Raw genomic sequence first — 25,771 nt, forward strand, 5'->3', positions numbered from 1 at the left:
CCCCTGCGCGGTTCGGCACGCAGGGGAAGTCGGGGGATTTCGGTTGGCTCAGCGAAGAACGGGCTCGTCCCAGAGGTTCAGCTTGGTGCCAATGCCGCGGGCGAGCGCGTTGCGATAGAGCACGGTGCCCCATGCCACATCCTCGACAGGCATGCCGCCGACCGACATCAGGATGATCTCCTCCTCGTTGCGGCGGCCATCGGCGGCGCCCGCCACGATCGCCCCCAGATCCTCGAGCGCCTCGGACGCCATGGTGCCAGCGGCGATCATATCCATGAATTTCACGCCCACGAGCGGGATCACATTATGTGCGGGATGGGGCACCTCTTCATACCACGCCTCGTAAAGGCCGGTATTATCGAGCACCTTGCGCACATCATCGGCCTCCATTCCGGCATCGAAGTTGCACGGTGCGGGCATGGCAAGGAAGGCACCGGGCTTGACCCATTCGCGCTTCACCATCGGGTAGTCATCGGGGTTGCCGACCTCGCCCGAGGCGCAATAGGTGACGATATCGCTGTCACGCACCACCGCCTCGATATCGTCGACGATCCGGATATCGGTGATCTGCGGGTAGTTCTCTTTGACCCAGTCGATGAAGACATCGAGGGAGCGCTGGCCACGGCCCTTGACCTTTACCGTGTCGATTTCGGGGCAGGCCGCGATAAAGGCCGCAAGGGTCGTGCGCGCCATCACGCCGGGGCCGAAGATGCCCACGACTTTCGAGCCCTTGCGCGCCAGATGGCGTGCGCCCACACCGGGCACAGCCCCCGTGCGATAGGCCGACAGGAGATTGGCCGACATATAGGCCAGCGGCGCGCCGGTATCGGCATCATTGAGCGTGAACATCAGGATCGAGCGCGGCAGGCCCTTGTCCTTATTGGCGATATTGGAGCCATACCATTTCACGCCCGCGGTGCAGAAGCTGCCGCCCAGATAGGCAGGCATCGCCATGAAGCGGCGGTCTGCCGTGGGTTTGGGCATGGTCTCGAAGGGCGAATTCTCGGGGAAGGTCACCATCGCGCCGTGGCTGTCGCTATTGGGGCCAGCCATGCGGTAATCGCCATGGTGGAGAAGCGCGAACATCTCTTCCATACAATCCACACAGGCGGGCATATCGGTGACGCCAGCCGCGATCATGTCGGGCTCGGACAGATAGAGGAAGTCGATCTTCGGCAGGTTGGGGAGGTCTTTCATAAGACAGATCCTTTCAGGAAACACAGGGCTCAGTCGAAGCTGCGGCCAAGATTGGAATAGAGCGCGGGATTGCGGGCCTTGATGCCCCATGCGATCAGCGCGCCGCCCAGACCCGTGGCGATCACAAGGAGGGGGAAGGCCAGAACGATGGCGCTCTCGCTGCCCGTCAGCATGGAGATATTGCCACTGACCAAGGCGAAGGCCGCCAGAAGTCCAAGTGTCGCCAGCACAGGCGCCACCAGCACCACCCAGACCGAACGGCGATGGGTATTGATGCGGAAGAAGCGGATCACCGAGGCCGAGACGAGGATCTGCGTGGCCAAAATCGCCAGCACCGCAAGCCCCGCCATCCACGAGAAGACGGTCATATAGGGGTCGGCCCCGCCAATCGCGAAGGCGATCAGGATCACCGCCACCAGCCCCGCCTGCACCAGACCTGCCATATGCGGCGAGCCATGCTCGGGGTGGATATGCGCCAGCTTGCGCCAGATCAGGCTCTCGCGGGCCAGCGTGTAGAAGTAGCGGTTGAGCGTGTTATGGAAGGACAGAAGGCAGGCAAAGAGGCTGGTCAGCAGGAGAAGGTTCATCACCGTGACCGACCACGGTCCCAACAGATCCGCCGCCGCATCAAAGTAGAACCCTTCAAGCGAGGCTTCGGCTGCCCCCCGCACCTGCGACGGCCCGTAATACTGGCTGATCGCCCATGTGGAGAAAGCGTAGAAGAGCGTGATCAGCAGGACGGCCACATAGGTGGCACGCGGAATGGTGCGCTCAGGGCGGTGGGCTTCCTCGGCAAAGATCGCAGTTGCTTCAAAGCCTACATAGGCGCCCAGCACGAAGACCATGCTCACACCCAGACCGGGGGCCAGCACCTCGGAGGGGCGGAACCCCGACAGCGTCAAGCCTTCCGGCCCGCCACCGTGGAACAGGATCGCGATATCGAGAAGCAGCAGGATCGCCAGTTCGGCCAGCATGCACGCGCCAAGGATGCGCCCAGAGATGGCGATGTTGCGGCGTCCGAAATAGACGACGACGCCCAGCACCACCAGCGACCAGACCCACCACGGGAGCTCGATGCCATAAGGTGCGAGCGTCGCAGCCATGAAGACAGCAAAAAGCGCGTAGATCCCGATCTGGATCGCGAAATAGGCCAGAAGCGCCATCAGCGCACCGCCGACACCTGCAGCCGCCCCCATGCCTCGGGAGATATAGCTGAAAAAGCCGCCCGCGCCGGAGATATAGGGCGTCATCGCGGTGTAGCCTACCGAGAAGACCAGATAGAGCAGCCCCGCCAGAACGAAGGCGCCGGGCACGCCGGTGCCGTTGCCAAAGGCGAAGGCGGGCGGGGTCGCCCCCACCACTGCGGTCATGGGCGCCGCTGCCGCGACGACGAAGAAAACGATATGGGCAAGTCCGATAGAATTGCCGCGGAGCCGGCTTCCGGCTGTAGCGTCAGTCATGGTTACATCCCTGTTGTTTTATGTTGGTCTGTCTCTTGGGTGCGGGGCAGACCCCGTAACGACCATTGCCAGCCGCGCCATAAATCCGATAATATACGTCAAATGGCGTTACAGATCGGTCAGGAGGAGATTTTGTCAGCCCAAGCCGCGCCCTTGCCAAATCCGCTATCCATCAGGGCTATAATTCTTAAGCCGATTTTCGATATGTTTGATGGAAACATGGGCGCTTTGCGAAAACTCCTCGCGCGCCACGGCCTTGATTCGCGGGTGCTGGAGGATGGGTACGCGCCGGTTTCGCTGCAGGCCTATCTGGGTCTGTTCGAGGAAGCCGCAGAGATCCTGGGCGATCCCAATCTGGGGCTGCGGCTGGGGGCCAAGGTCCGGCCGGGCAGTTTCGGACCAATGGGGCTGCGCGCGGCGCATTGCGCCACCATCCTTCAGGGGCTCGAGAGTCTGGCACGCTATTCGGCGGCGCTGCAGGGTGGCACGCAGGTCACACTCGAGCAGGACGCGCCCCATGCGAGCCTTCGCTATATGATCACCGCACCACACCAGAGCCCGCAACGGCAGGATAGCGAATTCACCCTTGCGGGGATCTGCGCGCTGATCCGGCGCGGCTATGATCTGCGCTGGCGCCCGCTGGAGGTCCATTTCAGCCATCCCGCCCCCGATCCGCCCGCGCAGATCGAACGCTGGTTCGAGGCGCCCGTCCTGTTCTCGCAACCTGCCAATATGCTGTTGATCGATATGCAGGCCGCCACCCGCGTGATGCGCGAGGAAGATCCCGATCTTCTGGATCTGATCGACCGCCATCTGGCGGGGCTGATCGAGGAGGCCGGTCGCGGGCAGAGCCTTGCCCATCAGGTCCGAGCGCTGGTCATGCTGATGCTGGGGGTAAAACCGGTCACGCTGGAAAGCGTGGCGCGCCAGCTCCAGACCTCGCCCCGCACCTTGCAGCGCAATCTGGCGGCGGAAGGCCGCTCGTTGAAAGCGATCGTGCAGGATTACCGCGAGGAACGCGCCCGTCTTCTGCTTGCCGATGGCACAACAAGCATCGAGACTATCGCCGCAACCCTCGGCTATGCCGATGGCACCGCCTTCTGGCGCGCCTATAAGGGCTGGACGGGCCAAAGCCCCACCGCCATGAAAAGACGCCCCTAAGCGCTGGCATCACCGTTCGGTACGGCCTAGGCTCGCCCTGCCGGTTGATATGCGAGGAGTCTCATGACCTATAACCAACCCTTGGGCGGCAACAGTATGCCGCGTTTCGGCGGCCCTGCCACGATGATGCGCCTACCCGCTCAAGAAAACGCGCAGGGGCTCGATGCCTGTTTCGTGGGGATCCCGATGGATATCGGCGCCTCCAACCGCGCAGGCACACGGCTCGGCCCCCGCCAGATCCGCGACGAGAGCCGGATGATCCGGCCCTATAACATGGCCACCCGTGCCGCCCCCTTCGAGGCGATGCAGGTCGCCGATATTGGGGATGTGCCGATCAACACATTCGATCTGAAGAAATCGGTGCAGATCATCGAGGACTACTATCACGCGCTGCTGAGCCATGACGCGATCCCGCTGACCTTGGGCGGGGATCACACGCTGACTTGGCCGATCCTGAAGGCGATGGCCAAGAAGCACGGGCCGGTCGCGCTGATCCATGTGGATGCGCATTCCGACACCAACGAGGCGATGTTTGGCGAGACCACAGCCCATGGCTGCCCCTTCCGCCGCGCTTGGGAGGATGGTTGCCTGATCAATGACCGCGTCACCCAGATCGGGCTGCGCGCCACGGGCTATGCGGCGGATGATTTCGACTGGGGGCGGGCACAGGGCTGGCGCGTGGTGCAGGCCGAGGAGTGCTGGTACCAGTCGATGAAGCCCCTGATGGAGGAGGTGCGTGCCCGTGTGGGCGATGCGCCGGTCTATCTGTCTTTCGATATCGACAGCCTCGATCCGGCTTTCGCACCCGGCACCGGCACGGTCGAACCGGGCGGGCTGAGCACATGGCAGGCCTACGAGATCGTGCGCGGCTGTGCCGGTCTCAATCTGGTGGGCTGCGATCTGGTCGAGGTCTCACCGCCCTATGACCCTTCGGGCAATACGGCGGTGATTGCGGCGAACCTGCTTTACGAGATGCTCTGCGCCTTGCCGAAATCGGAGGCGCATCGGCTGGCCCGTTAGGGCGTGGTGAGTTTCATCAGCACGATGCCTGCGATGATCAGCCCTGCGGCCAACAGCCGGAGCGGGCTGATCTCCTCGCCCAGAAAGGTAACGCCAAGGATGAAGGTGCCCACCACCCCGATGCCGGACCAGACCCCATAGGCCGTGCTGAGCGGCAGCGACCGCATCGCCAGTGCCAGCATGGCGAAACTGGCCAGCACCGAGACCAGCATCACCACACTCGGCACCAATATCGTGAACCCGTGCGATTTCTTCATCGCGACCGCCCAGATGATTTCGAGAAGCCCCGCAAGCGCGAGCTGTATCCATGCCATATGACTGGCTCCTGTCAGATCGGGCCGTCCCGGGTGGAAAACGGCCGGAGAGGTCGTCCCCTCCGGCCTGCGCCTTTTACCTTATCCCTGCGTAGCGCGCCATGCCCGCCAGCCGCCGAAGGCGGTAATATCCTCGGCGCCCTCGGTGGCATGGGCCTCGCAGAGGAAACAGGTCACCGCGCGGCCATCGGCCAGCGTCACCTTCCCCACCCCCAAGGGCGCGGGAATTGCCGCCACAAAGGCGCCGAAAGCTGCGGGCGGGAGTGCCCAGAGTTCCAGTTCGATCCCATCGCCCGTGGCGTTCGGCACACGGACCAGACCCGGCTTGGCCGGCACCGTGCCCGCGAGGCTATAAAGGCGGTAGTCGCCCGCGGTGCGGGTCGTCTCCAGCAATATCCCGCCCGGCCCTGTCAGCTCGTGGTTCAGGGGCATCCCCGACAGATGTGCGCCCACGGCGGCAATGGTCAGCCAGCCTTCGGGCACCTGAGGCGCCGCCTCGGGCAGCACTGCGGAACGCTCGATCCCCATGCCGGAGGCAGCCGCTTTCTGCATGGCGGTGGCAAAGGGCACGAGCGCCTGATCACTGAAGGGCGGCGCCACGAATTGCACGCCCGTGGGCAGACCCGACGCACCAAAACCTCCGGGCACCGCAATCGCCGCATAGCCCAAGAGGTTGGCGAAATTGGTATAGAGCCCGAACTCGCTATTGCGCTTGACCGGTTCGGCTAGCATATCCGCCACGGTGCAGCGCGTGGGCGAGGTCGGCAGCATCAGCATATCGACCGCCTCCCAGACAGGCTTTACCTTCTGACGCAGCGCATTCAGCCGGTAAAGCCCGTTGAACGCATCGACCGCGCTATATTTACGCGCGCCCTCGATAATGCCGCGCACGGTCGGGTCGAAGCTGTCGGCATGATCCTTGAGGAAAGGCTCGACGGCGGCCAGACGCTCGGCCACCCATGGGCCATCATAAAGCAGTGCTGCCGCCTCGCGGAAGGGTGCATAGTCAAAGGGCACTAGCTCGGCCCCCAAATCCTCCGCGCGTTTGCAGGCAGCGTCATAGGCAGCCTCGACCTCCGCATTGCCATAGAAATTGCGCTCCGCCCCTGCTAGCACACCGATCCGCGGGCGCGCAGGCAGCGCATGAGGCTTGGCCACGCGCGAGAAGGGATCGGCCGCGTCATAGCCCTCCATCACCGCGCGCACCTCGGCCGCCTCTGGCACCGATCCGGCAAAAACGGTAATCACATCGACCGAGGCACAGGCCGGCACAAGGCCGGTATTGGGCACGAGCCCCGGCGAGGGTTTCAGCCCCACGAGATTGTTGAACATCGCAGGCACCCGCCCCGAGCCCGCCGTATCCGTGCCCAGCGAAAAGGCACAAAGCCCCGAGGCCACAGCCACTGCCGACCCCGAGGAAGACCCGCCCGAGACATAATCGGCATCAAACACACAGCGCGGGATGCCATAGGGCGAGCGCGAGCCATTCAGCCCCGTCGCGAACTGGTCAAGATTGGTCTTGCCGATCAGGATCGCACCTGCCGCCCTAAGCCGCGCGATCACCGTGGCATCCGCCGCAGGATCATAGGCAAAATCAGGGCAGGCCGCCGTGGTGGGCAGGCCCACCGCGTCGATATTATCCTTGGCGGCAAAGGGGATGCCGTAAAGCGGCAGGCCTTCCGGCCCCCGCGCGACAAGCGCCTTGGCCTGCGCGCGCAGATCCTCGGCCTTGGCCCGCGTGATAAAGATCGCGGGGTCTTTGGACGCATCGCAACGGCGGATGACCTCTTCGATCAGATCAAGGGGGGTCATACCGCTGGCATAGGCTTTGCGGATTGCGGTGATGGACAGAAATTCGGGCAGCATCAGAGGGCCTCCACAATGGCAAGCAGATCGCCTGCATGAACGGTACGGCCGGGGGCCGTGCGGGTTTCGGTCAGACGGCCCGCGCTGGGGCTGGTCACGGGGATCTCCATTTTCATCGATTCAACGATGGCAATGGGCTGGCCTGCGGCAACAGGCTCTCCGGGGGCCACGAGGAACTTCCACAGGCTCCCGGGCACGGGGCTTTCGACACCGGTGCACCCCTCGGGCACCTCGCCCGCATCGGCACCAAAGACCTCATCGACCGAGAAATGGTCCAAGCCCTCGTCGATCCAGCGCTGGCGCTCGGTCTCAAAGGCCGCCTGCTGGCGCGCCTTGAAGGTCCGAGCCGCCCCTTGGTCGATCCGCGCCTTCTCAGAGGCCCAATCAAAGGTGCCCTCCTCGATGCGCACATCATAGCGCCCATGCGGGAAGGCCTCGCGGGCTTCCGTCAATTCGTCATGATCCACCTCGAAGAAGCGGATCTGGTCGAAATGATCCAAGAGCCACGGGCGGTCGCCAAAGGCTTTGGTGCGCCGCCATGTGTTCCACATCTGGATCGTGCGTCCAAAGAGCTGATAGCCCCCCGGCCCCTCCATCCCGTAGACGCACATATAGGCGCCGCCGATGCCCACGGCATTTTCCGGCGTCCAGGTGCGGGCGGGATTATATTTGGTGGTCACGAGCCGATGCGCGGGGTCCACGGGCGTGGCCACCGGCGCGCCAAGATAGACATCGCCCAGACCCATCACCAGATAGCGGGCATCAAAAATGGTGCGCTTGACGGCAGCCTCATCCTCCAGCCCGTTGATCCGGCGGATGAACTCGATGTTATCGGGGCACCAGGGCGCATTGGGGCGCACCAGCTCCTGATATTTGCGCATCGCCAGTTCCGCCTGCGGATCCTTCCACGACAGCGGCAGCCAGACGGTGCGGGTGGGCACCTTCATCTGATGGGCGGGCGGCAGGCTGGCCTCGATCCTCTGCAGCTCGCGCAGCAGGTCGGGTCGGGAAATCCGCGCCGGATCATAGTGGATCTGCAGGGACCGGATGCCCGGCGTCAGGTCGCGCAGCGGCAGACCTGCGGCCACCACCGCCTGCATCAGCGCCTGCACGCGCAGCCGCAGCTCGATATCGAGCGCCATCGGGCCATATTCGACAAGCAGGTTCGCATCGCCCTGACGGCGATAGACCACAGGCACATCCCCTGCCCCCTCGCCCAAAATGGGCGAACCGAGTTTTTGCAGGCTGGGCGTGGCAAGCCGCGGGCCTGCCACCGGATCTGCGGGGCGATGGGCCGCATGGAAGCGGATCCTGTCGCCCGGACGCATCTGGCCCAGTTTCCACTGGTCCTCTTCGGCCACGACCGCAGGGCAGACAAACCCGCCAAGGCTCGGGCCGTCCGGCCCCAGCAAAATGGGCATATCACCGGTGAAATCGATCGCGCCGATCGCATAGGCATTGTCGTGGATATTCGACGGATGCAGCCCCGCCTCACCGCCATCTGGGCGCGCCCAATCGGGTGCGGGGCCGATCAGCCGCACACCGGTGCGCGCCGAGTTGAAATGCACCTCATAAGCGGTGGAAAACAGTGTCTCGATATCGCTCTCGCGGAAGAAATCCGGCGCACCATGCGGGCCAAAGACCACCGACAGCTCCCACTCATGGGTCAGATCGGCGGGCTCCAGCGCCTCGGGTTCGCCCCGAGCCGCGCCGATATGGAGCGTATCACCGGTCTTTAGAACGCCCGTCGCATGGCCCCCGAACTTGCCCAGGGCAAAGGTCGCGCGCGAGCCCAGCACCTCGGGCGCGGCAAACCCGCCCGCGACGGCCAGATAGGCGCGCTGGCCAGCGCCGCTAATCGTGCCAATCGCCAGTGTCGCACCCGCGGAAATATCGACCACCGGCCCCTCGACAGGCGCACCGTCGAGCACCATCGCCATCTTTGCCCCTGCCAGAGCCACGCGGGTCTCGGTCAGAAAGCGCAGGGTCGGGCCGTTGACGGTCAGCTCCAGCGTGGTGGTATCGGGCGGGTTGCCAAGGAGGCGGTTTGCGTTGCGGTGGCTGCGGGCATCCATCGGCCCCGAAGGCGGCACGCCCACGCCCCACATCCCCACGCGTCCGGGCAGTTCCTGAATGGACGACTGCGCACCGGGTGCCAGAACCTCGATCACCGCGGGGGTAAACCCGAACGTATCCAGCGCACGGGTCTCGACCTTCCCCGAGCCCAACAGGTCGGAGGCGGCAATGGCGCGCAGATAATGGAGGTTGGTCTCGATTCCTGCGACGCGCGTTTCGGCCAGCGCCTCCTGCAGCTTGGAAAGCGCGTCTTCGCGGGTCGCGCCATGCACGATCACCTTGGCCAGCATCGGATCATAGAAGGGCGTGACCTCGGTGCCGGTGGCAATCCAGCCATCATTGCGGGCCTTTTCGGAAAAGCGGACCTCGGTCAGCAATCCCGCCGAGGGGCGGAAACCGGCATGGGGCATCTCGGCATAGAGCCGCGCCTCGAAAGCGGCGCCTTGGGGGACGGGCAGCTGCGCGGGGATCGGGTCCTCGCCCGCCGCCTGACGCACCATCCATTCGACCAGATCAATGCCGAGCACGGCCTCTGTCACAGGGTGCTCGACCTGAAGACGGGTGTTGACTTCGAGGAAGTAGAACTCTTCGCGGGCAGAGTCATAGATAAATTCGACCGTCCCCGCCGAAGCATAATCCACCGAGGCACAGAGATCGCGGGCAGCCTGTAGCAGCCGCGCGCGGACCTCATCGCGCAGATGCGGTGCGGGGGTCTCCTCGATGACCTTCTGGTTGCGGCGCTGGAGCGAGCAGTCGCGCTCGCCCAAAGCCACCACACGGCCCTGACCATTGCCGAAGATCTGCACCTCGACATGGCGGGCATGGCCCACGAAACGTTCCAGATAAAGTCGCGCATCGCCAAAGCTCGCCCCTGCCATCCGCTCGACCGACGCATAGGCCGCGCTCAGCGCCGCCTCATCGGCACATAGCTGCATACCGATGCCGCCACCGCCAGCCGTCGATTTCAGCATCACCGGATAGCCCACACCGGTGGCCTCGGTGAGCGCCTCATCAAGCCCCGACAGAAGCCCCGATCCGGGCAAAAGCGGCACACCCGCCGCCCTAGCCAGATCGCGGGCGGTATGTTTGAGACCGAAAGCCTCCACATGCTCGGGACGCGGGCCGATCAGACGGATGCCATGCTCCGCCAGCTTGCGCGAGAACTCGAGGTTCTCGCTCAGGAACCCGTAGCCCGGATGGACGGCCTGCGCGCCCGTGGCAAGGCAGGCCTCGATCACGGTATCGATCTGCAGATAGCTTTCCGAGGCCGCAGGCGGCCCCAGACGGACCGCCTCATCGGCGGCAGACACATGGGGCGCGAAACGGTCGGCATCGGAATAGACGGCCACCGAGGCCACCCCCATCTTGCGCAACGTCTTGATAATCCGCAGCGCGATCTCGCCACGGTTGGCAACTAGCACCTTGTCGAACATGGCCCTTACTCCCCGATCACAACGCGGATCGGCGTCGGATCGAAGCCGTTGCAGGGATTGTTGATCTGCGGGCAGTTGGAGATGACGCAAAGCACATCCATCTCGGCCTTCATCTCGACGTAATCGCCGGGAGCCGAGATGCCGTCATCAATCGTCATCGATCCGTTCTGCGAAATCGGCACATTCATGAAGAAATTCAGGTTCGGCACGATGTCGCGCTTGTCCATACCGTATTTCGACAGCTCCAGAATGAAATTCTCGCGGCAGGCATGCTGATAGGATGTCTCGTGGCCGAAACGCACGGTATTGCTCTCGCGCGAGCAGCAGCCCGCATTCGTGTCATGGCGCCCCGAGGTATCATCGACCACGGTCAGCATGACGCGCCCCTCCGACGAGATCAGCCTGGTGCCACGGGTGATATAGGCGCCATTCTGCTCGCGCATGGTGTCTTGCGAGGAATAACGCTCGGAATGGTCACCCGCTGCATAGAAGATCGTGTCGATGGCCTGCTGGCCATAGCTGTCGATGATGCGGATCGTCTGGCCCTTTTTAACCAGACCGGACCACGGGCGGTTTGCGGGGATATCATGGATCTGTTGTTCGTTTTGCATCGGGAAGACCTCAGGCGCGAGCGTTGTTTTCAAAGCCACGGATGGCTTCGGCGGTGGCGTTGCGGCACAGGTCGTCCTGTTGGACAGCGCGCGCGGTCATGCGCGTCACCGTCAATGCGGGAACATCCGGACCCGTCGTCGGGTCCAGCGGATGGCGGGTATTGGAGAGCGCATAGATCATGTCTTCCTCGGCGCGCAGCTCGACCCAGTCCTGCCCCGACAGCAGGCTTTCGTTCCAGAAGAACTGGCCCCTGTCATCCACACGCACCGGCGCGAAGAAGGTCAGAAGCGCAGGAAGGTCGCGCTTGCCCAGACCCAGCTTGGCCAGCGCGAGGATCATATTCTCGCGGGTCGAGCGGAAGGCCGGCGTAAACGGCGCGCGGGCGGGCATGCCGCCCGAGAGCGCATCATTGGCGCCCGCGCTATCCTCGACAATCGAATAGAGCACGCGGCCCATATCGGAAAATACCACGCGGCCCTTTTTCAGATCCGTCGTCCATTGCAGCTTGCAGGTATCGGGCAGGTTCTGGCGTTCGGTCACATCACCCTCGCGCCATGCCGCAAAAGAGGCCGAGGCACCGAGCCCGTTGGCCTGAAGGCGCAGGATCTCGCCCTTTTGCAGACGGGCGGTGTAATACCAGCCCCCCGGCACGGTCTCGTCCCAGATCACCCCTTCGGGCGCGGGTGCGGGCAGCGGGCTCGGCTGCGGCATGGCAGAGGGCGCGGCCTCCAGCCCGCGGCGTTGATGGTCTTCATAGCGGGCGCGATCGGCAGCGATAGTCTCGGGCTTACGCGGAGTGTGTTGCAGCATGCGAGAGTTCCTTTGCCCAGGTCGTCCCGGTCAGTGGCCCCTGTTCTGTCGGGTCGTCCCGACGGGGATAAATATCGGCATCATAGATCGAAGTGGCCCCTGCCACGCGGGGCGGCCAGATCGCGATGTCCTTGGTGATGGTCGCGCCGTAGCGTAGCCGTTCTTCGGGCAGGTTGCGGGTGCGCTCGAAGGCGATGATGCGGGTCGATAGGGTGAAGGCCTCACGGATGTCATGGGTGACCATCACCACGCTCATCGGCACCTCGTTCCAGAGCCGTTTCATCAGCTTGTGGATGTCGGTGCGGATGCCCGGATCAAGCGCGCCAAAAGGCTCGTCCAGCAAAAGCACCTTGGGTTTCATCATCAGCGCCTGCGCGAGCGCCAGACGTTGTTGCATTCCGCCCGAAAGCTGGGCGGGATATTTATCCTCGGCCCCCGCAAGCCCGACCTCGGCCAGCATCGCGCGGGCCTCATCGGCAATGCGCTTGCGGGTGGCGCCAAAGGTCCGGCCCAAAAGGCGCGCGGCTTTCATCTCGGGGCCTGCCATCACATTGGCCAGCACCGTCATATGCGGGAAGACCGAATAGCGCTGGAAGACCACGCCCCGATCGGGCCCCGGCTCGGGTGGCAGGGCCTCGCCATCAATGGTGATCGTGCCGCGGGTCAGACCCTCTTGGCCCAGTAGCATCCGCAGAAAGGTGGTCTTGCCACAGCCCGACGGCCCCACAAGCGCGATAAACGAGCGCGGCGCGATCTCGAGATCGATGTTCTGCAACACGACCTGCTCGCCATATTCCTTCCAGAGGTTTTTCACGGAAATCTGCGTCATTGGCGGATCTCCGTCCAAGGGAAGGCGCGCCGCCGTAGCTGGCTGAGAGCCACATCCATCACCACCGCCAGAAGTGTGATCCATGCCACATAGGGAAAGATCACATCCATCGACATATAGCGCCGCACGAGAAAGATCCGGTAACCCAGACCCGCATCCGCCGAGATGGCCTCGGCCGCGATGAGGAACAGAAAGGCCGGACCAAGTTGCAAACGCAGGCTGTCGATCAGCCGTGGCAGCACCTGCGGCAGCACGACCCGCAGGGTGATCAGCCAGCTTGAGGCCGAAAGGGTCTCGGCCTTGATGATCTGCTCGCGCGGCAATGCCCCCGCCTGAAGCGCCAGATCGCGGATCAGGATGGGGGTCACGCCGATGACGATGAGCGCGATCTTGGCGGTCTCGCCCAGACCCAGCGCGATAAACAGCACCGGCAGAAGCGCCAGAGGTGGCACCATCGAGATAAAGCCTACGAGCGGCGCAAGGGCGGCCCGCGCCAGTGGCAGCACGCCCTGCGCCACGCCCACAACGAGCGCGATGGCCGTGGCGATCCCCAGCCCCGAACCAAGGCGGGTCAGGCTGGCTTGCGTATCGGCCCATAGGAGATAGTCGCCGGTGCGCCGGTCTTGGGTAAAGGCATAGGTATTGACCGCATCGGCGATCGTCTGGAAACCGGGCAAGAGCTTGTCGGCGGGGTTGGCCTCGAGCCGCACCGCCGAGCCGATCGCATAGGCGACAAGCAGGGCGATGAACGGCAGGCAGGCAAGAAACAACCCCGTCCGACGCGAGGGTCTGACGTTGATGAGACGCATGGGAGGCCCTGATTACAGCGCGTTATCGGCGGCGGCCTGCATGAACTGCGTGTCGAAGCGCAGCTTCACATTGCTTTCGTCGCCCAGCACCGTGCCATCGGCGAGTTCGATCCCGATCACATCCACTGAGGGCGCGCCCGCACCCAGAAGGCCTTTGTCGAAGAGGAAGTTGCGCACATGATCCATACCATCGGCCATCTCTTTCGACTGCGTGAAGCTCACCGCCTTGACCGGATCGGCAAAGAGATGCGTTGCGGCCAATTGCTCCTCGAAACCCGCCTGATCGGTGCCGGAGGCCGCGCCCATCGCGGCACGCGCCTTGGCGCCCTCGGGCGTATCCGAGGTCATCAGCGCCACGGTTTCATACCAGATCCCCGCAAGCGCCTTGCCGAATTCGGGATGCGCTTTGAGCGTGTCGGTATTGGCCACCATCAGATCGAGGATCTCGCCCGGGATCTTCGAGCTGTCGAACACGATATGCGCATCATCGAGCTTGGCGATCTCCGAGACCATCGGGTTCCATGTCACCATCGCCTGCACATCCGCCGTCTGGAAGGCACCGACCATATCGGGATCGGCAGTATTGACGATCTTCACATCGCGGCCCGTCAGACCCACGGTCTCCAGACCACGATTCAGCAGGTATTCCGACACCGAGAACTCGACAAGATTGACGCTCTCGCCCTTGATATCCTCGAGCTTGTCCTTGCCCTTCAGGATCACGGCATCATTGCCATCGGAGAAATCGCCCACGATCACGGCGGTGGTATCCACGCCGCCTGCTGCCGGAATGGACAGCCCGTCCATATTGGTCAGCGTCACCGCATCATAGGCGCCTGCAGTATATTGGTTCATCGATTCCACATAGTCGTTAAACTGGGTGACCTCGATCTCGATCCCGTATTTATCCGCCCATTTCTGGACGATTCCGCTATCCTGCGCATAGCCCCACGGCATCCAGCCCGCATAGATCGACCAAGCGACCTTGAAGGAGGGTTTGGTCTGCGCCTGCAGAGGGGCGGTGGCCATCAGGGTGGCAATCAGGGTGGTGGCGGAAGACAGCATTAGTCCACGGCGAGTAATCATGGCTCGTTCCTTTACATTCATCATGTTGCATAAGGGACGTACGAAACCACGTTCCGCCAATCCCTTGGCTGGACGAGGTCTCCCGGGCTTTTATCCCGCCGTGTGCCGAACGGGATGTCTCCCCGCCGGTGGCTGCTCTCGGACCAGACGCATCTCTGCCGGAACCCTAGCGGCCAACTCCTGTAGATTGCTAGCAGCAGGCATTTCTCCGCGTCAACGCCCGCAGGCCAGAGCCGCAAGATACCGAAGGATTGCACCGGAACGTCAAAAAATAAGAGCAAGAATGCGGCGACATGCCCAATATTTACACGATCCGCGAAGAAAGCGACGGGGGCGCCAATATGCGGGCCATACGTTCCGCAGCGTAGACCGGTCCGGCAGAACCGGAGAAACATTCTGCCACGCGCGAGGCGCAGCCGACGGGCGGCCCCTTTTGCAGGCATCGCACCCGCTCTCGCCAAACAGGCCCGAAGCCGCGCGGTTAAGTCAGCTTACATGATCTGAAATCAATATTCGCCCGTAAGTCGTCGCCTTTTTTTGTCAGGAATGCCCGGACAGGCTTGAGACCGCGTCACATTATCATTTGTTAAGTTGGACGATATCCAGACCGCCTGCCGTTTCCTGATCCCGTTTAGCGGGAACATTCCAAGCGTCTGGTTGGTTTTCGAGTAAGCTTATTCCTGATCGGGCGATGTGATCTATATGTCGAGTGAAACCTATCCGAATACATGGCGCTTTCTCAAAGGCCGCGTGCGTGACAGCATGAGCCGTAACGAGAAATCCGTGATGGAGGATCTGGTGCAGGATGTGTGCCAGCTGGGGCATGGCGAGAAAATCCTGACGCGCGGGTCGGTGACCCAGCGCAGCACATTCCTGATCGAAGGTTTCGTCGCTCGTGTCAACGAGCGTGACGGCAAACGCCAGATCATCTCCATCCATGTGCCCGGAGATTTCGTCGATTTGCACAGCTATGCGCTGAAAAAGATCGACCACGACCTGATGACCTTCGGCACCGCCCGCGTGGGCTATGTCTCCCATGTCAATCTGGATGTGGTAATGACACGCGAGCCGAAACTGGCGCGACACCTGTGGTTCGCCTCGCATCTGGACGCCGCGATCCACCGCGAATGGATCGCCAAACTGCAGAGCCTTTCGGCCGATGGCTGCCTTGCGCATCTGATCACCGAGGTGCATGCCCGCCTCAAAGCGGTGGCCGCGATCGAGCATAACAGCTTCGCCTTCCCGCTGACCCAGACCGAGTTGGCCGAAACCTGCGGCACCACCCCCGTGCATATGAATCGCGTGGTGCGCAAACTGCGCGAACAGGGTCTGGCCGATATCTCGCGCAAGAAGATCACCATTCTTGACGCCGAAGGGCTGGCCGCCCTCGCCCAGTTCGATATGGGCTATCTCTACCAGAACCTCCCCGAGCCTGTCCGCGCCTGACACGAGTTGACATCAGGTTTAGTTTCATGATCTGTGTTAGGCCGTCTTGTAGGCATGGCTAAGGTCACTGCTTGGCTTATTTTTATTTTTACAGAGTATTACGACGGGCGCTGCCTGCCGGACTACCTTGGGGAGGTAGAATGGAACTATCATCAAACGACATGGATCAGGCGTTCCATGATCTGGGCAATGCGCTTCAGAAAGTCAAATCCGCCAGTTCGATCGCCCATCGCAGCCCCGAAAACGCCATGCAGTGTTTCGATGTGATCGACGAGGCCGTCGAACAGATCGAGACCCAACTCAAATCCTTGCGCGACAGCCTGCATTCCTCGCGTTGAGGGCCTCGCGTTAAAGGCTGCTGCCCGTTTCAGGGCAACAGCACCCGCAGTGACGTTTTATCCTGAGCATGCTCTGGTAATCCGAAACTGCATGTTTATCCTCCTCCCCGAAGACAGGTGGCAGGCAGGGACAGGATGGACGAGTTCGAGACACGGTTGAAAGAGGCGCAGCCGCTTTTATGGTGCAACCCGTCCTATCAGCCGGACGGAGATGACGAGGCCCGCGCAGGGCTTGCGCGGGCGGTGGCCGATTGGGCAGAGCTTGCGCCCCTGATCGCCGCCCTCTGGCCCGAGACCTCCGGCACGATCCGCTCGGACTTGCGCAGCGGCGCCGCTGCCGGACTGGGAGACGCGCTCTGGATCAAATGCGATCATGATCTGCCGGTGGCGGGCTCGGTCAAGGCCCGTGGAGGCCTCTTCGAAGTGCTGGTGACGGCCCGCACGCAGGCCCGCGCCGCGGGGCTCCTCTCACCGGATGGGGACATCGCCACGCTGGCAAAGCCGGAGGCTCGGGCGTTCTTTGCGCAGCGGCGGATCGCCGTGGGCTCCACCGGCAATCTGGGGCTCAGTGTTGGGATCGCCGCGCGGGCTCTGGGCTATCAGACCACCGTGCACATGTCACATGATGCCAAAGCGTGGAAGGTGCAGCGCCTGCGCGATCTGGGTGTCGAGGTGGTGCAGCATGACAGCGATTACAGCGCCGCCGTCGCGGCGGCGCGCAATATTGCCGCCAATGATCCGCTGACCCATTTCGTCGATGACGAGGCCTCCGAACTCTTGTTTCGTGGCTATAGCGCAGCGGCGCGGGAATTGCAGAGACAGCTGGCAAAGGCGGGGATAGAGATCGGGCCGGACCGCCCTCTGGTCCTCTACCTGCCCTGCGGGATCGGTGGCGCACCGGGCGGGATCGCCTATGGGGCCCGCGCCGTTTTCGGCCCTGATGTCCATGCCTTCTTCATGGAGCCGGTGCAGGCCCCCTCGGCGCTGGTGCAGATGCGCGCGGGTCTCGCGCGCGCGACCGATGTCTATGAAGTCGGCCTGAGCAACCGCACCGAGGCCGATGGCATGGCCGTGGCCACCATGTCGGGGCTTGTCGCCCATGCCATGCACACACGGCTGGCCGGTGTGATCACGGTAGATGATGACCGCCTGCTATGCGATCTGGCCCGCATGGCCGATCATGGCTTCCGGCTCGAGCCCTCTGCCGCCTCGGGCTTTGCTGGTCCTGCCATGCTGGAGACCACCGAGGAAGGTCGCGCCTTCCTTGCCAGACATCTCACCCCGGAAGCCGCCCAAAATATCGTCCATCTGGTCTGGACCACCGGCGGCGCCTTCGTGCCCGAAGACCAGTATCAGGATTTCATCGTTCGCGGACGCGCAATTTCCAAGCATTTACAGGACAGATCATGACCACCCATCCCCGCATCGTTGCAACCGACCCCGCCGATCTGGGCGCGAGCGAAGCCCGTCGTCTGATCGCGCGCAAGCAACTGTCTCCCGTGGAACTGGCCGAGGCCTGTATCGCACGGATCGAGACGCTCGATCATGCCGTCAATGCCGTGGTCGCGCGCAATTTCGAAGGGCTTCTGGACGATGCCCGCCGCGCCGAGACCGCGGTGATGGAAGGCGCGCCTCTGGGTCTTCTGCACGGCTTGCCCTTCGGCGTGAAGGACATGATCGATGTCAAAGGTCTGCCGACCACCTTCGGCTCGGAGATCTACGCCGACAATATCGCGGTCAAGGATGATCCGATCGTTGCCGCGATGCGGGCGGCGGGGGCCAGCCCCTTGGGCAAGCTCAACAACCCCGAATGGAGCGCGGGCGGCAATACCCGCAACCGCGTCTACGGAGTGACCGCCAACCCCTATGACGTCACGCGCTCCTGTGCGGGCTCGTCGGGCGGCTCCGCGGTGGCGCTGGCCTGTGGCTATGCGCCGCTGGCCACAGGCTCGGATACCGGCGGCAGCCTGCGCAATCCGGCCGCCTTCTGCGGCGTGGTAGGCTACCGCCCCAGCCCCGGTGTGGTGCCCGGACCGGGGCGGGCAACGGCATTGATCCCACTGCCCACCGCAGGTCCGATGGCGCGGTCGGTGGCCGATGTCGGGCTGATGCTGGCGGTGATGGCACGTCCCGACGGACGCGATCCCTATACCATCCTACACAACGGCCAGACTCTGTGGAACCCGCTCGATTTTGCCACCCTGCCCCGGCGCGACCTGTCATCGCTGAAGATCGCCATCAGCGAGGATTACGGCTTCGCGCCCGTCGAGGGGATCGTGCGCGCGCAGTTCGCCAAAGCCATGGCGCAGATCGGCCCCGCCTTCGGCGAGACCCGTCATGCCCATCCTGACTGCCATGACGCCGACCGCATCTTCTCGGTGCTCAGGGCGCTCCAGTTTCTCGGGCTCGGCGCGCATGTGGATGCGACGCCCGAACTGTGCGGGCCCAATGTCCATGACAATGTGGCCGAAGGCCGCCGCTATTCGGCAGAGGATGTCGCGCAGGCGCTGACGGCGCAGGGCAATTTCTACCGCCGCTGGCAGATCTTCTTCGAGCATCACGACTATCTGCTGACCCCCGCCGTCACCATCAGCCCGCGCGACTGGCACGAGCTTTACCCCAAGGAGATCGACGGCCAGCCCACCAAGAGCTATTATCACTGGCTCGCGATGGCCTACGCCTCGACCCTTGCAGGCCACCCCTCGATCACCATTCCCTGCGGATTTGATGCCAATGGCATGCCCTTCGGTCTGCAGATCGTCGGCAAGCGGCATGATGATCTGGGGGTGCTTGCGGTTGCCGCCGAGCTGGAGGCGGTCATCGCAGGCTTACCGGCGTTTGCGCCGCATGGTCCCGATCTGGCTGCTCTCGCCCGTGCTCCGGCGTTGAGAGAGGTGGAGGGGTTCCTTTCCTTTGAATGAGACGCGCCTTGGCGCCGGACACCTCGTCCGGCGCCAGAGTATCCGCCGATCACGCCCCCAGAAGGCCCGGCCGAAGCGCATGGGTCAGGGCTGCGCCGAATTCGACATAGGCGCCCGCGACGGATTTGAACCGCTCGGAATAGGCTTGGTGGACCGGCAGGGGCAGCGCCGCCTCCCCCGCCCCCAGCAGCGCCTGCGCGGCGGCTGTGCCGATCACGGTGCCCGGACAGATCCCGCGCCCCGAATAGCCGAACACCGCATAGGCATCGGGACCGAACGCGACCACTTTCGGGATATGGTCGCGGGTCATCGCGATGCGCCCGCGCCATTGATGCTCGAAAGGAAGATCGGCTAGCTCCGGATAGAGATGACGCAATTTGCGCCGCGCCCAGCTTTCGTGGATCATGGCCGCCGGACCTTCGGTATTGCCCATGCCACCGATAATCAGCCGTCCCTGCGCGTCGGTGCGGATCGAGGACATCACCATAGCCGTATCCCAGCACCCCTCGCGCCCCGCAAGGATCCGCTGGCGCTGATCGGGCGGCAGCGGCGCAGTGGCGAACTGGCAATAACTCACCACGACATATTCCGGCGCATAGGCCCCTTCAGCCAGCTGGTGATAGGCATTTGTCGCCACCAGAAGACGGGCGGCGCTCACCCGATGCCCTCCGGCCTGCACATGCCACCGCCCGCCCGCCCGCTCGACCCCCGTCACCGGTGTCCGCTGGCAGATCCGCGCGCCCGCGGCGATTGCCGCACGGGCCAAACCCAGACAATAGGCGCGCGGCTGCAATGTGCCCGCACGCGGATCGAGAAGCGCGGCATGAAAGGCGGAACTTCCCGTCCGCCGCGCGGTTTCCTCGCGGTCGAGCAGACGCAGCGGCGCGCCGAAACCGGTGCCCTGCCGGAAGCGGTTCTTCAGATCCCTGACCCCGCCTGGAGCATGGGCCAGATGCAGGGTGCCGTTCTGCGCCGCCTCGCACTCGATGCCGAATTCCCTGATGCGGGAGAAAACCGTTTCGGGGCCGCGCCCGAGCGCCTCGATCAAGCGCCGGCCCATGGCCTCGCCCAGCTGCGCCACCACCTCCTCGGGCGGCAGCCAGAGCCCGGCATTGACCAGCCCGACATTGCGCCCCGCGCCACCATGGGCAAGGGTCTCGGCCTCGAGCACGATCACCGAGGCCCCCGCGCGGGCGGCCTCCAGCGCGGCCGAGCAGCCGGTAAATCCGCCTCCGATCACCGCCAGATCGACCTCCGCATCCGCCAGAAGACGGTCGGGAGAGATCTGTTCGGCGCAGGTCAGGTGCCAGAGATTGCTGGGCGTGTGCATGTGGAGCCTCGCAGCAGGGAAGACAGGGATGAGGAAAAGGCGGCCAATGGAGCACAGGCCCGGGCTTTGCGTAAAAATCCAACATCGGATATCCACCCGAGAAGCGGGATAGGGGTATCAATGAGGTATTGTTGAAATATTGCCCTAGCCCTTTCCCTTGGAAAAGTGATTTGATGGCACATCACTTGGAGCTTTTGTCACATGTCGATCCCCAGACGGTTTCTGCCGACCATGAGCAGCCTGCGCGCCCTCGAAGCCGTGGACCGGCTGGGCACGGCGGTGGCGGCGGCGCAGGATCTGGACCTGACCCATTCGGCCGTGAGCCGCCAGTTGCGGGTGCTGGAAGAGCAGCTGGGCGTGAAACTGTTCCTGCGCGAGGGCAAAAGGCTGGGCCTGACCTCCGCCGGACAGAGCTATGCCCGCGCCGTTCGCGACTGTCTTGACACGCTGGCACAGGCCAGCCTCAGCCTGCGGGCCGCAGGCGATCAGGACAGCCTGTCTCTGGCCGTGCCACTGACATTCGGGTTGCACTGGCTGGCCCCGCGCCTCGCGCGGTTTGCCGCGATACATCCCGCGCTCCATATCAACCAGTCCACGCGCAACCATCCTGTCAATTTCGCAACCGAACCCTTCGATGCAGCCATCCTCTTCGGGCTTGCCGATGCCGATGGTCTGGCGAGGCTGCCTTTGGCCGAAAACCGGCTGGTCCCGGTGGGCGGAACAACAATGTCGCCCCCCGCGCAGCCTCGGGATCTTCTGGAGAGGCCGCTTCTGCATCTGGCCAGCCGTCCGGGAGCGTGGGAGAGCTGGTTTGCAGATCACGATATCCCGCCCGGACATCTGCGCGGACCACTCTTCGACCAATTCCTGTCACTGGCCCATGCGGCCAGATCGGGCATGGGACTGGCCCTCCTGCCCGACTTCCTTGCCGAACCCGAGATCGCGCAGGGTAGCCTGATCCGTATGGGCGCGACCTTTCAGGATCGTGCAAGCCGCTACTATCTGGCCTGGCCCGCTGATATCGAACCCTCAGTGCCCTTGAAGACCCTGATCCGCTTTCTCGAAACAGATCTCAAGGCCCGCCCGCATGGGCCTGCAACGCCCTGATGCAGCCGCCCGTTCGGACGGATCGCGGCTCTGTAACAGAAAGCACCGATTGCGGCCGCCGGATCCCAGCCTCGACACATGTTCGAAGACGCACGGCGCGGCGCGGGCCTGCCCGTGCGCTCTCGGCAATCGCCCGCCCGCCGCGTTGCCTCGAGAATATCCAGACCGATGGAAATGCTTTTCCGCATCGCGGCTTGCTCCCGTTCTCGTGGCCCGGCGCCGGGCCAGTCGCCGCCTTCGCGCATACTGAACGCCGTGGTAGGGACAGCCGCGCATGTCCCATCGCAACGCGATCATCGGGCTCAGGCGCGCGGATCCGGATGGATGCAACGGAGCCCGGGCACCTCCGTTGCCTGTGACATGGCCGAGGAGAGCGAAGGTCAGATATGGAAGGCTATACCTTCGCCTGCCAACCCGCCCCCCAAAGCCGAGACCGTGCCATCGGCGCGCCAACAGGCCGCCCCCGTCATCATCGCCGCGCCAAAGGCCACCATATTCATCCCGCCGCCGATATGAGGCACGATCTGCACCTCATGGCCCATCGCCTCGAGGGCGGGCTTGTGATGGGCGTAATCGGGCTCCAGCTCGACATGCGCGCCCTCCGTCCAGATCCGCGGCGCCTCGACCGCTTGTTGCGGGCTCATCGCGAAATCGATCATGTTGACGATGGATTGCATGGCCGAAGGGAAAATCCTGACCGCCCCCGGCAGCCCCAGCGCAAAGGCGGGCTTGCCGTCTTTCGCCACGATCATCGGTGCCATCGAGGTGGGCACCCGTTTGCACGGCGCAATCGACAGGGCCTTGCCCGGATGGGGATCGAAATTCAGCATGTAGTTATTGGGGATGATGCCGGTTCCGGGCACCATGAAACGCGCCCCGAAGAGCCCGTTGATCGTATGGGTCGCGCAGACGATCCGCCCGTCGCGATCGGCCACGGTGATATGGGTGGTGTTCTGGCTCTCATAGGTCGGCAGATGGGTCTCTGCCCCGCCTGTCGCGCGCATACGCGCCAGACAGTCCTGCGCATAGGCTTTGGAGATCAGCTTCTCGACCGGAATATCCACGAAATCAGGGTCACCCGAGGCCGCGCGGCGATCCTCGAAGGCGATGCGGATCGTCTCGGCCAGAAGATGCAGGCGTTCGGGATTATCGAACCCCATCCCCGCCATATCAACGGTTTCGAGCATGTTGAGCATCTGCGCCACATGCACCCCCGACGAGGCAGGCGGCGGCGGTCCGACGATCTCAAAGCCACGATAGCTGCCTTTGATCGCGGTCCGTTCGCGCACGTCATAGCCGGTGAGATCTTCCATCGACAGGCGGCCCTGATCACCGATCCGGTCGATCAGCGCCTGCCCCAGAGATCCCCCATGCAGCGCACCGGCCCCCTCTTTGGCAATCAGCCTGAGGCTCTCGGCATAGTCCGCCTGCACGATCTTCTGCCCCATTGTGGCGGGCCGTCCGTCCGGCAGGAAAATCGCCGAGATCACCGGATCGAGTGCCAGATCCCCGGCATGACGGGCGATATTGGAGGCCAGATAGCTGGTAGCGGCAAACCCGCGCGCGGCATAACGGATCGCGGGCGCGATCACATCCTCGAAGGGCAGCGCACCATGGGCGTCATGCATCCTGCACCAGCCCAGGAGATTGCCGGGACTGGCAACCGAGGAAGGCCCGATCATATTATGCCGATCCTTTGTCTGCATGTAATCGGGCAGGCTATCGGAGACCGGCTCATACATGTCGGGCGCGGCCGCCGCAGGCGCCTGCGAGAGGCAATCATAGATCTGGTGGCCGTCCCCGGGCGTATAGAGATGGGCCACCCCGCCCCCCGCAATCCCCACCATCATCGGTTCGACCACGGTCAGCGCCAGAAGGGCCGCCACTGCAGCATCCACCGCATTCCCGCCCGAGGCCAGCATCTCGTGGCCCGCCACGGAGCCCAGCGGATGGTTGGTCACCACCATGCCCTGCGTGCTTTGGGCGGGAGTCTTGCGGCAGATGAACGGCAGGGAAGGGCTCTGGACGGACATATCGGGTCTCTTTTCGGGTAGTCGCGGTGAGGCAGGCAACAGGCGGAGGATAGGCAGCGCGCCGCATATCGACTGACATTCCGCGCAGACGGCTGCTTGGGTGAAGATTCCTTCCCCCAGCCTAATGCGTCATCCCCTGGACAAAAGCGGGAAATGCCGATTTGCGGCAATCCGCACAGACAGGGGCCCTGCGATGCCAGGAATTAGGCATGTGTCTGTGTCTTCTGCACGTCCATGCAAAACAGGGCCCGAAAACGGGCCCTGTCCTCACGTCATACACGCCGGATTTTACGCGGCTTCGGTTTTCAGCGTTGCCTCGGGCGAGAGCAGGAACTGGTCGATGAAGCTACGGATATCCTCGACAGGCGCATCGAGCAGCTCCAGCACCTTGCCCGTTTCCGCCCATTCGCTGGCAATCAGATCCGGGTTTTCCTGCAGGGACTGCCCGTAGCTCGGAACGATCTCGCGCAGCTTGGCCTGCCAAGTCTCGCTCGCAACCCGCTCGGGGAAGACCTGATCGAGCAGTTTGAGCATGATCGGCGCGGCGGTCGAGGCCCCCGGCGAGGCGCCCAGAAGCGCCGCGATCGAGCGGTCCTCGCAGGCCACGATTTCGGTGCCCAGCTTCAGCTGGCCGCCATTCTCGGGGTCTTTCTTGATGATCTGCACCCGCTGACCGGCCTGCCACAGGCGCCAGTCCTCGTCACGCGCCTGCGGGAAATAGGCCCGCAGCGCCTTCATCCGGTCCTTGTCCGACAGCATCAGCTGACCAGCCAGATATTCCACCAGATTGAAGTTATGCACACCGACCTGCATCATCGGCACGAGATTGCGGCGGGTGATGGTCGAGGGCAGATCCCAGAACGACCCTTCCTTCAGGAATTTCGTCGAGAAGGTCGCGAAGGGGCCGAACAGCAGCATGTCCTTGCCGTCGATCACGCGGCGGTCGAGATGGGGCACCGACATCGGCGGAGCGCCGGTCGAGGCTTTACCATAGACCTTAACATTATGCCTGTTCACAACCTCGGGGTTCTCGCAGACGAGGAACGAGCCGCCCACGGGGAAGCCCGCATATTGGCGCGCTTCGGGAATGCCCGACATCTGCAAGAGCGGCAGCGCACCGCCCCCTGCCCCGAGAAACACGAATTTCGCATCCACGATCTGTTTGTCACCACCGCGCGAGTTGGTGCAGACCACACGCCAGCCACCATCGGGGCGACGGTGAACACCGGTTACGGTCCGGCCGGTCTTGAGCTGGAAGCGCGGGCTGCTGGCGAGGAAACGGATATACTGGCGGGTGATCTCGCCGTAATCCACATCGGTGCCCTGCGGGGCCCAGGTCGCGGCGACCTGCTCGTCGGGATCGAGGCCCTCGGTCATCAGCGGCGACCATTTGGCGATCTCGGCATGATCGGTCGAGAATTTCATTCCTGCGAAAAGCGGGCTGCGGATCAGCGCCTCGTAGCGCTTGCGCAGGAAGCTGACATTCTTCTCGCCCCAGACAAAACTCATATGGGGGGTGCGGTTGATGAAGGAGCGCGGATTGCTCAGCACGCCCTGACGGACCTGGTGAGCCCAGAACTGGCGCGAAATCTGGAACTGCTCGTTGATCGAGAGCGCCTTGTCGATATTGATCGACCCGTCCTCTGCCTCCGGCGTATAATTCAGCTCGCATAACGCCGAATGGCCCGTGCCGGCATTGTTCCAGCCGTTGGAGCTTTCGGATGCGACCTCATCAAGACGCTCGGTCAGTTCAATTGTCCATTCGGGCTCCAGCTCATGCAGCAAAACGCCAAGCGTCGCGCTCATGATACCGCCGCCAACAAGGAGTACGTCGACCGAACGGTCTGCGGTTTTGTTTTTGAAATCCATGATGACCGCCCCCTTCGCGGATCTATAGCGGCGAACCTAGGAATTTAGCGGAAG

20 protein-coding genes and 1 riboswitch are annotated in these 25,771 nt (G+C 63.5%); of the genes, 7 read left to right on the forward strand and 13 right to left on the reverse strand.

From position 1 onward, the window contains the following. Window positions 1-48 precede the first annotated feature (48 nt). Window positions 49-1,197, reverse strand: a complete 1,149-nt coding sequence (locus ABEB22_RS15615; RefSeq protein WP_349295345.1) for a tyramine oxidase subunit B — start codon at window positions 1,195-1,197, stop codon at window positions 49-51. Window positions 1,198-1,226: 29 nt separating this feature from the next. After that, window positions 1,227-2,657, reverse strand: coding sequence for an APC family permease (locus ABEB22_RS15620; protein ID WP_339114565.1), 1,431 nt, complete (start codon window positions 2,655-2,657; stop codon window positions 1,227-1,229). Between the two features lie 204 nt (window positions 2,658-2,861). Here ABEB22_RS15620 and ABEB22_RS15625 point away from each other — a divergent pair, with 204 nt between their 5' ends. Next, a complete protein-coding gene (locus tag ABEB22_RS15625; protein WP_339114566.1) occupies window positions 2,862-3,818 on the forward strand; it encodes an AraC family transcriptional regulator in 957 nt (318 codons plus the stop codon). 63 nt (window positions 3,819-3,881) lie between these two features. Then, window positions 3,882-4,838, forward strand: coding sequence for an agmatinase (gene speB, locus ABEB22_RS15630; RefSeq protein ID WP_349295347.1), 957 nt, complete (start codon window positions 3,882-3,884; stop codon window positions 4,836-4,838). On the opposite strand, the gene ABEB22_RS15635 is transcribed toward speB, so the two are convergent. From ABEB22_RS15635 to ABEB22_RS15670, 8 genes are all read right to left on the reverse strand, one after another. Continuing rightward, window positions 4,835-5,152 carry a multidrug efflux SMR transporter gene (locus ABEB22_RS15635; RefSeq protein WP_339114568.1) on the reverse strand — a complete coding sequence of 106 codons (318 nt, stop codon included), beginning with the start codon at window positions 5,150-5,152 and terminating at the stop codon, window positions 4,835-4,837. The genes speB and ABEB22_RS15635 overlap by 4 nt on opposite strands. Before the next feature lie 81 nt (window positions 5,153-5,233). Further along, a complete protein-coding gene (gene atzF, locus ABEB22_RS15640) occupies window positions 5,234-7,018 on the reverse strand; it encodes an allophanate hydrolase (RefSeq protein WP_349295348.1) in 1,785 nt (594 codons plus the stop codon). Then, window positions 7,018-10,527, reverse strand: a complete 3,510-nt coding sequence (gene uca / locus ABEB22_RS15645; RefSeq protein WP_349295349.1) for an urea carboxylase — start codon at window positions 10,525-10,527, stop codon at window positions 7,018-7,020. Before uca ends, atzF begins: the two co-directional genes overlap by 1 nt. 5 nt (window positions 10,528-10,532) lie before the next feature. After that, complete coding sequence (locus tag ABEB22_RS15650; RefSeq protein ID WP_349295350.1) at window positions 10,533-11,138, reverse strand: urea amidolyase associated protein UAAP2; 606 nt, start codon at window positions 11,136-11,138, stop codon at window positions 10,533-10,535. Between the two features lie 10 nt (window positions 11,139-11,148). Then, window positions 11,149-11,946, reverse strand: a complete 798-nt coding sequence (locus ABEB22_RS15655) for an urea amidolyase associated protein UAAP1 (protein ID WP_349295824.1) — start codon at window positions 11,944-11,946, stop codon at window positions 11,149-11,151. After that, window positions 11,927-12,778 carry an ABC transporter ATP-binding protein gene (locus ABEB22_RS15660; protein WP_349295351.1) on the reverse strand — a complete coding sequence of 284 codons (852 nt, stop codon included), beginning with the start codon at window positions 12,776-12,778 and terminating at the stop codon, window positions 11,927-11,929. Before ABEB22_RS15660 ends, ABEB22_RS15655 begins: the two co-directional genes overlap by 20 nt. Further along, a complete protein-coding gene (locus ABEB22_RS15665; RefSeq protein WP_349295352.1) occupies window positions 12,775-13,587 on the reverse strand; it encodes an ABC transporter permease subunit in 813 nt (270 codons plus the stop codon). Before ABEB22_RS15665 ends, ABEB22_RS15660 begins: the two co-directional genes overlap by 4 nt. 12 nt (window positions 13,588-13,599) lie before the next feature. Continuing rightward, window positions 13,600-14,616 (reverse strand): putative urea ABC transporter substrate-binding protein, encoded by a 1,017-nt coding sequence (locus tag ABEB22_RS15670; RefSeq protein WP_349295825.1) that lies wholly within the window; start codon window positions 14,614-14,616, stop codon window positions 13,600-13,602. A 134-nt stretch (window positions 14,617-14,750) separates the two neighbouring features. Then, a riboswitch (guanidine-I (ykkC/yxkD leader) is annotated at window positions 14,751-14,854 on the reverse strand. Window positions 14,855-15,375: 521 nt separating this feature from the next. On the opposite strand from ABEB22_RS15670, the gene ABEB22_RS15675 reads away from it, so the two are divergent. The 4 genes from ABEB22_RS15675 (at window position 15,376) to ABEB22_RS15690 (ending at window position 19,378) form a co-directional block, all read left to right on the forward strand. Beyond that, the gene (locus tag ABEB22_RS15675; protein WP_339114574.1) at window positions 15,376-16,119 is read left to right on the forward strand and encodes a Crp/Fnr family transcriptional regulator; all 744 of its coding nucleotides are present in this window, start codon (window positions 15,376-15,378) and stop codon (window positions 16,117-16,119) included. A gap of 140 nt (window positions 16,120-16,259) precedes the next feature. Then, entirely contained in the window at window positions 16,260-16,457 is a 198-nt protein-coding gene (locus ABEB22_RS15680) for a hypothetical protein (RefSeq protein WP_339114575.1), read from the forward strand. 135 nt (window positions 16,458-16,592) lie between these two features. Then, entirely contained in the window at window positions 16,593-17,867 is a 1,275-nt protein-coding gene (locus ABEB22_RS15685) for a D-serine ammonia-lyase (protein WP_349295353.1), read from the forward strand. Further along, window positions 17,864-19,378, forward strand: coding sequence for an amidase family protein (locus ABEB22_RS15690; RefSeq protein WP_349295354.1), 1,515 nt, complete (start codon window positions 17,864-17,866; stop codon window positions 19,376-19,378). Before ABEB22_RS15685 ends, ABEB22_RS15690 begins: the two co-directional genes overlap by 4 nt. Window positions 19,379-19,427: 49 nt before the next feature. Here the strand turns inward: ABEB22_RS15690 and ABEB22_RS15695 are convergent, their stop codons facing one another. Continuing rightward, a complete protein-coding gene (locus tag ABEB22_RS15695) occupies window positions 19,428-20,708 on the reverse strand; it encodes an FAD-binding oxidoreductase (RefSeq protein ID WP_349295355.1) in 1,281 nt (426 codons plus the stop codon). 201 nt (window positions 20,709-20,909) lie between these two features. Here ABEB22_RS15695 and ABEB22_RS15700 point away from each other — a divergent pair, with 201 nt between their 5' ends. Further along, window positions 20,910-21,815 (forward strand): LysR substrate-binding domain-containing protein, encoded by a 906-nt coding sequence (locus tag ABEB22_RS15700; protein WP_339114579.1) that lies wholly within the window; start codon window positions 20,910-20,912, stop codon window positions 21,813-21,815. Between the two features lie 380 nt (window positions 21,816-22,195). On the opposite strand, the gene ggt is transcribed toward ABEB22_RS15700, so the two are convergent. Then, window positions 22,196-23,848 carry a gamma-glutamyltransferase gene (gene ggt / locus ABEB22_RS15705; RefSeq protein WP_349295356.1) on the reverse strand — a complete coding sequence of 551 codons (1,653 nt, stop codon included), beginning with the start codon at window positions 23,846-23,848 and terminating at the stop codon, window positions 22,196-22,198. A gap of 288 nt (window positions 23,849-24,136) precedes the next feature. Then, entirely contained in the window at window positions 24,137-25,717 is a 1,581-nt protein-coding gene (mqo, locus tag ABEB22_RS15710) for a malate dehydrogenase (quinone) (protein ID WP_339114581.1), read from the reverse strand. Window positions 25,718-25,771 lie beyond the last annotated feature (54 nt).

This window comes from Thioclava sp. 'Guangxiensis' (assembly GCF_045348365.1).
GTDB classification, from domain to species: Bacteria; Pseudomonadota; Alphaproteobacteria; order Rhodobacterales; family Rhodobacteraceae; genus Thioclava; species Thioclava kandeliae.

What these genes read in the sequence shown, in the direction of transcription:
- ABEB22_RS15665 (WP_349295352.1), bottom strand. Translation starts at nt 13,587, where the DNA reads ATGCGTCTCATCAACGTCAGACCCTCGCGTCGGACGGGGTTGTTTCTT.
- ABEB22_RS15660 (WP_349295351.1), bottom strand. Translation starts at nt 12,778, where the DNA reads ATGACGCAGATTTCCGTGAAAAACCTCTGGAAGGAATATGGCGAGCAG.
- mqo (WP_339114581.1), bottom strand. Translation starts at nt 25,717, where the DNA reads ATGGATTTCAAAAACAAAACCGCAGACCGTTCGGTCGACGTACTCCTT.
- ABEB22_RS15685 (WP_349295353.1), top strand. Translation starts at nt 16,593, where the DNA reads ATGGACGAGTTCGAGACACGGTTGAAAGAGGCGCAGCCGCTTTTATGG.
- ABEB22_RS15675 (WP_339114574.1), top strand. Translation starts at nt 15,376, where the DNA reads ATGTCGAGTGAAACCTATCCGAATACATGGCGCTTTCTCAAAGGCCGC.
- ABEB22_RS15680 (WP_339114575.1), top strand. Translation starts at nt 16,260, where the DNA reads ATGGAACTATCATCAAACGACATGGATCAGGCGTTCCATGATCTGGGC.
- speB (WP_349295347.1), top strand. Translation starts at nt 3,882, where the DNA reads ATGACCTATAACCAACCCTTGGGCGGCAACAGTATGCCGCGTTTCGGC.
- ABEB22_RS15700 (WP_339114579.1), top strand. Translation starts at nt 20,910, where the DNA reads ATGTCGATCCCCAGACGGTTTCTGCCGACCATGAGCAGCCTGCGCGCC.
- ABEB22_RS15620 (WP_339114565.1), bottom strand. Translation starts at nt 2,657, where the DNA reads ATGACTGACGCTACAGCCGGAAGCCGGCTCCGCGGCAATTCTATCGGA.
- uca (WP_349295349.1), bottom strand. Translation starts at nt 10,527, where the DNA reads ATGTTCGACAAGGTGCTAGTTGCCAACCGTGGCGAGATCGCGCTGCGG.
- ABEB22_RS15650 (WP_349295350.1), bottom strand. Translation starts at nt 11,138, where the DNA reads ATGCAAAACGAACAACAGATCCATGATATCCCCGCAAACCGCCCGTGG.
- ABEB22_RS15695 (WP_349295355.1), bottom strand. Translation starts at nt 20,708, where the DNA reads ATGCACACGCCCAGCAATCTCTGGCACCTGACCTGCGCCGAACAGATC.
- ABEB22_RS15690 (WP_349295354.1), top strand. Translation starts at nt 17,864, where the DNA reads ATGACCACCCATCCCCGCATCGTTGCAACCGACCCCGCCGATCTGGGC.
- ABEB22_RS15615 (WP_349295345.1), bottom strand. Translation starts at nt 1,197, where the DNA reads ATGAAAGACCTCCCCAACCTGCCGAAGATCGACTTCCTCTATCTGTCC.
- ABEB22_RS15635 (WP_339114568.1), bottom strand. Translation starts at nt 5,152, where the DNA reads ATGGCATGGATACAGCTCGCGCTTGCGGGGCTTCTCGAAATCATCTGG.
- atzF (WP_349295348.1), bottom strand. Translation starts at nt 7,018, where the DNA reads ATGCTGCCCGAATTTCTGTCCATCACCGCAATCCGCAAAGCCTATGCC.
- ABEB22_RS15625 (WP_339114566.1), top strand. Translation starts at nt 2,862, where the DNA reads ATGTTTGATGGAAACATGGGCGCTTTGCGAAAACTCCTCGCGCGCCAC.
- ggt (WP_349295356.1), bottom strand. Translation starts at nt 23,848, where the DNA reads ATGTCCGTCCAGAGCCCTTCCCTGCCGTTCATCTGCCGCAAGACTCCC.
- ABEB22_RS15670 (WP_349295825.1), bottom strand. Translation starts at nt 14,616, where the DNA reads ATGGCCACCGCCCCTCTGCAGGCGCAGACCAAACCCTCCTTCAAGGTC.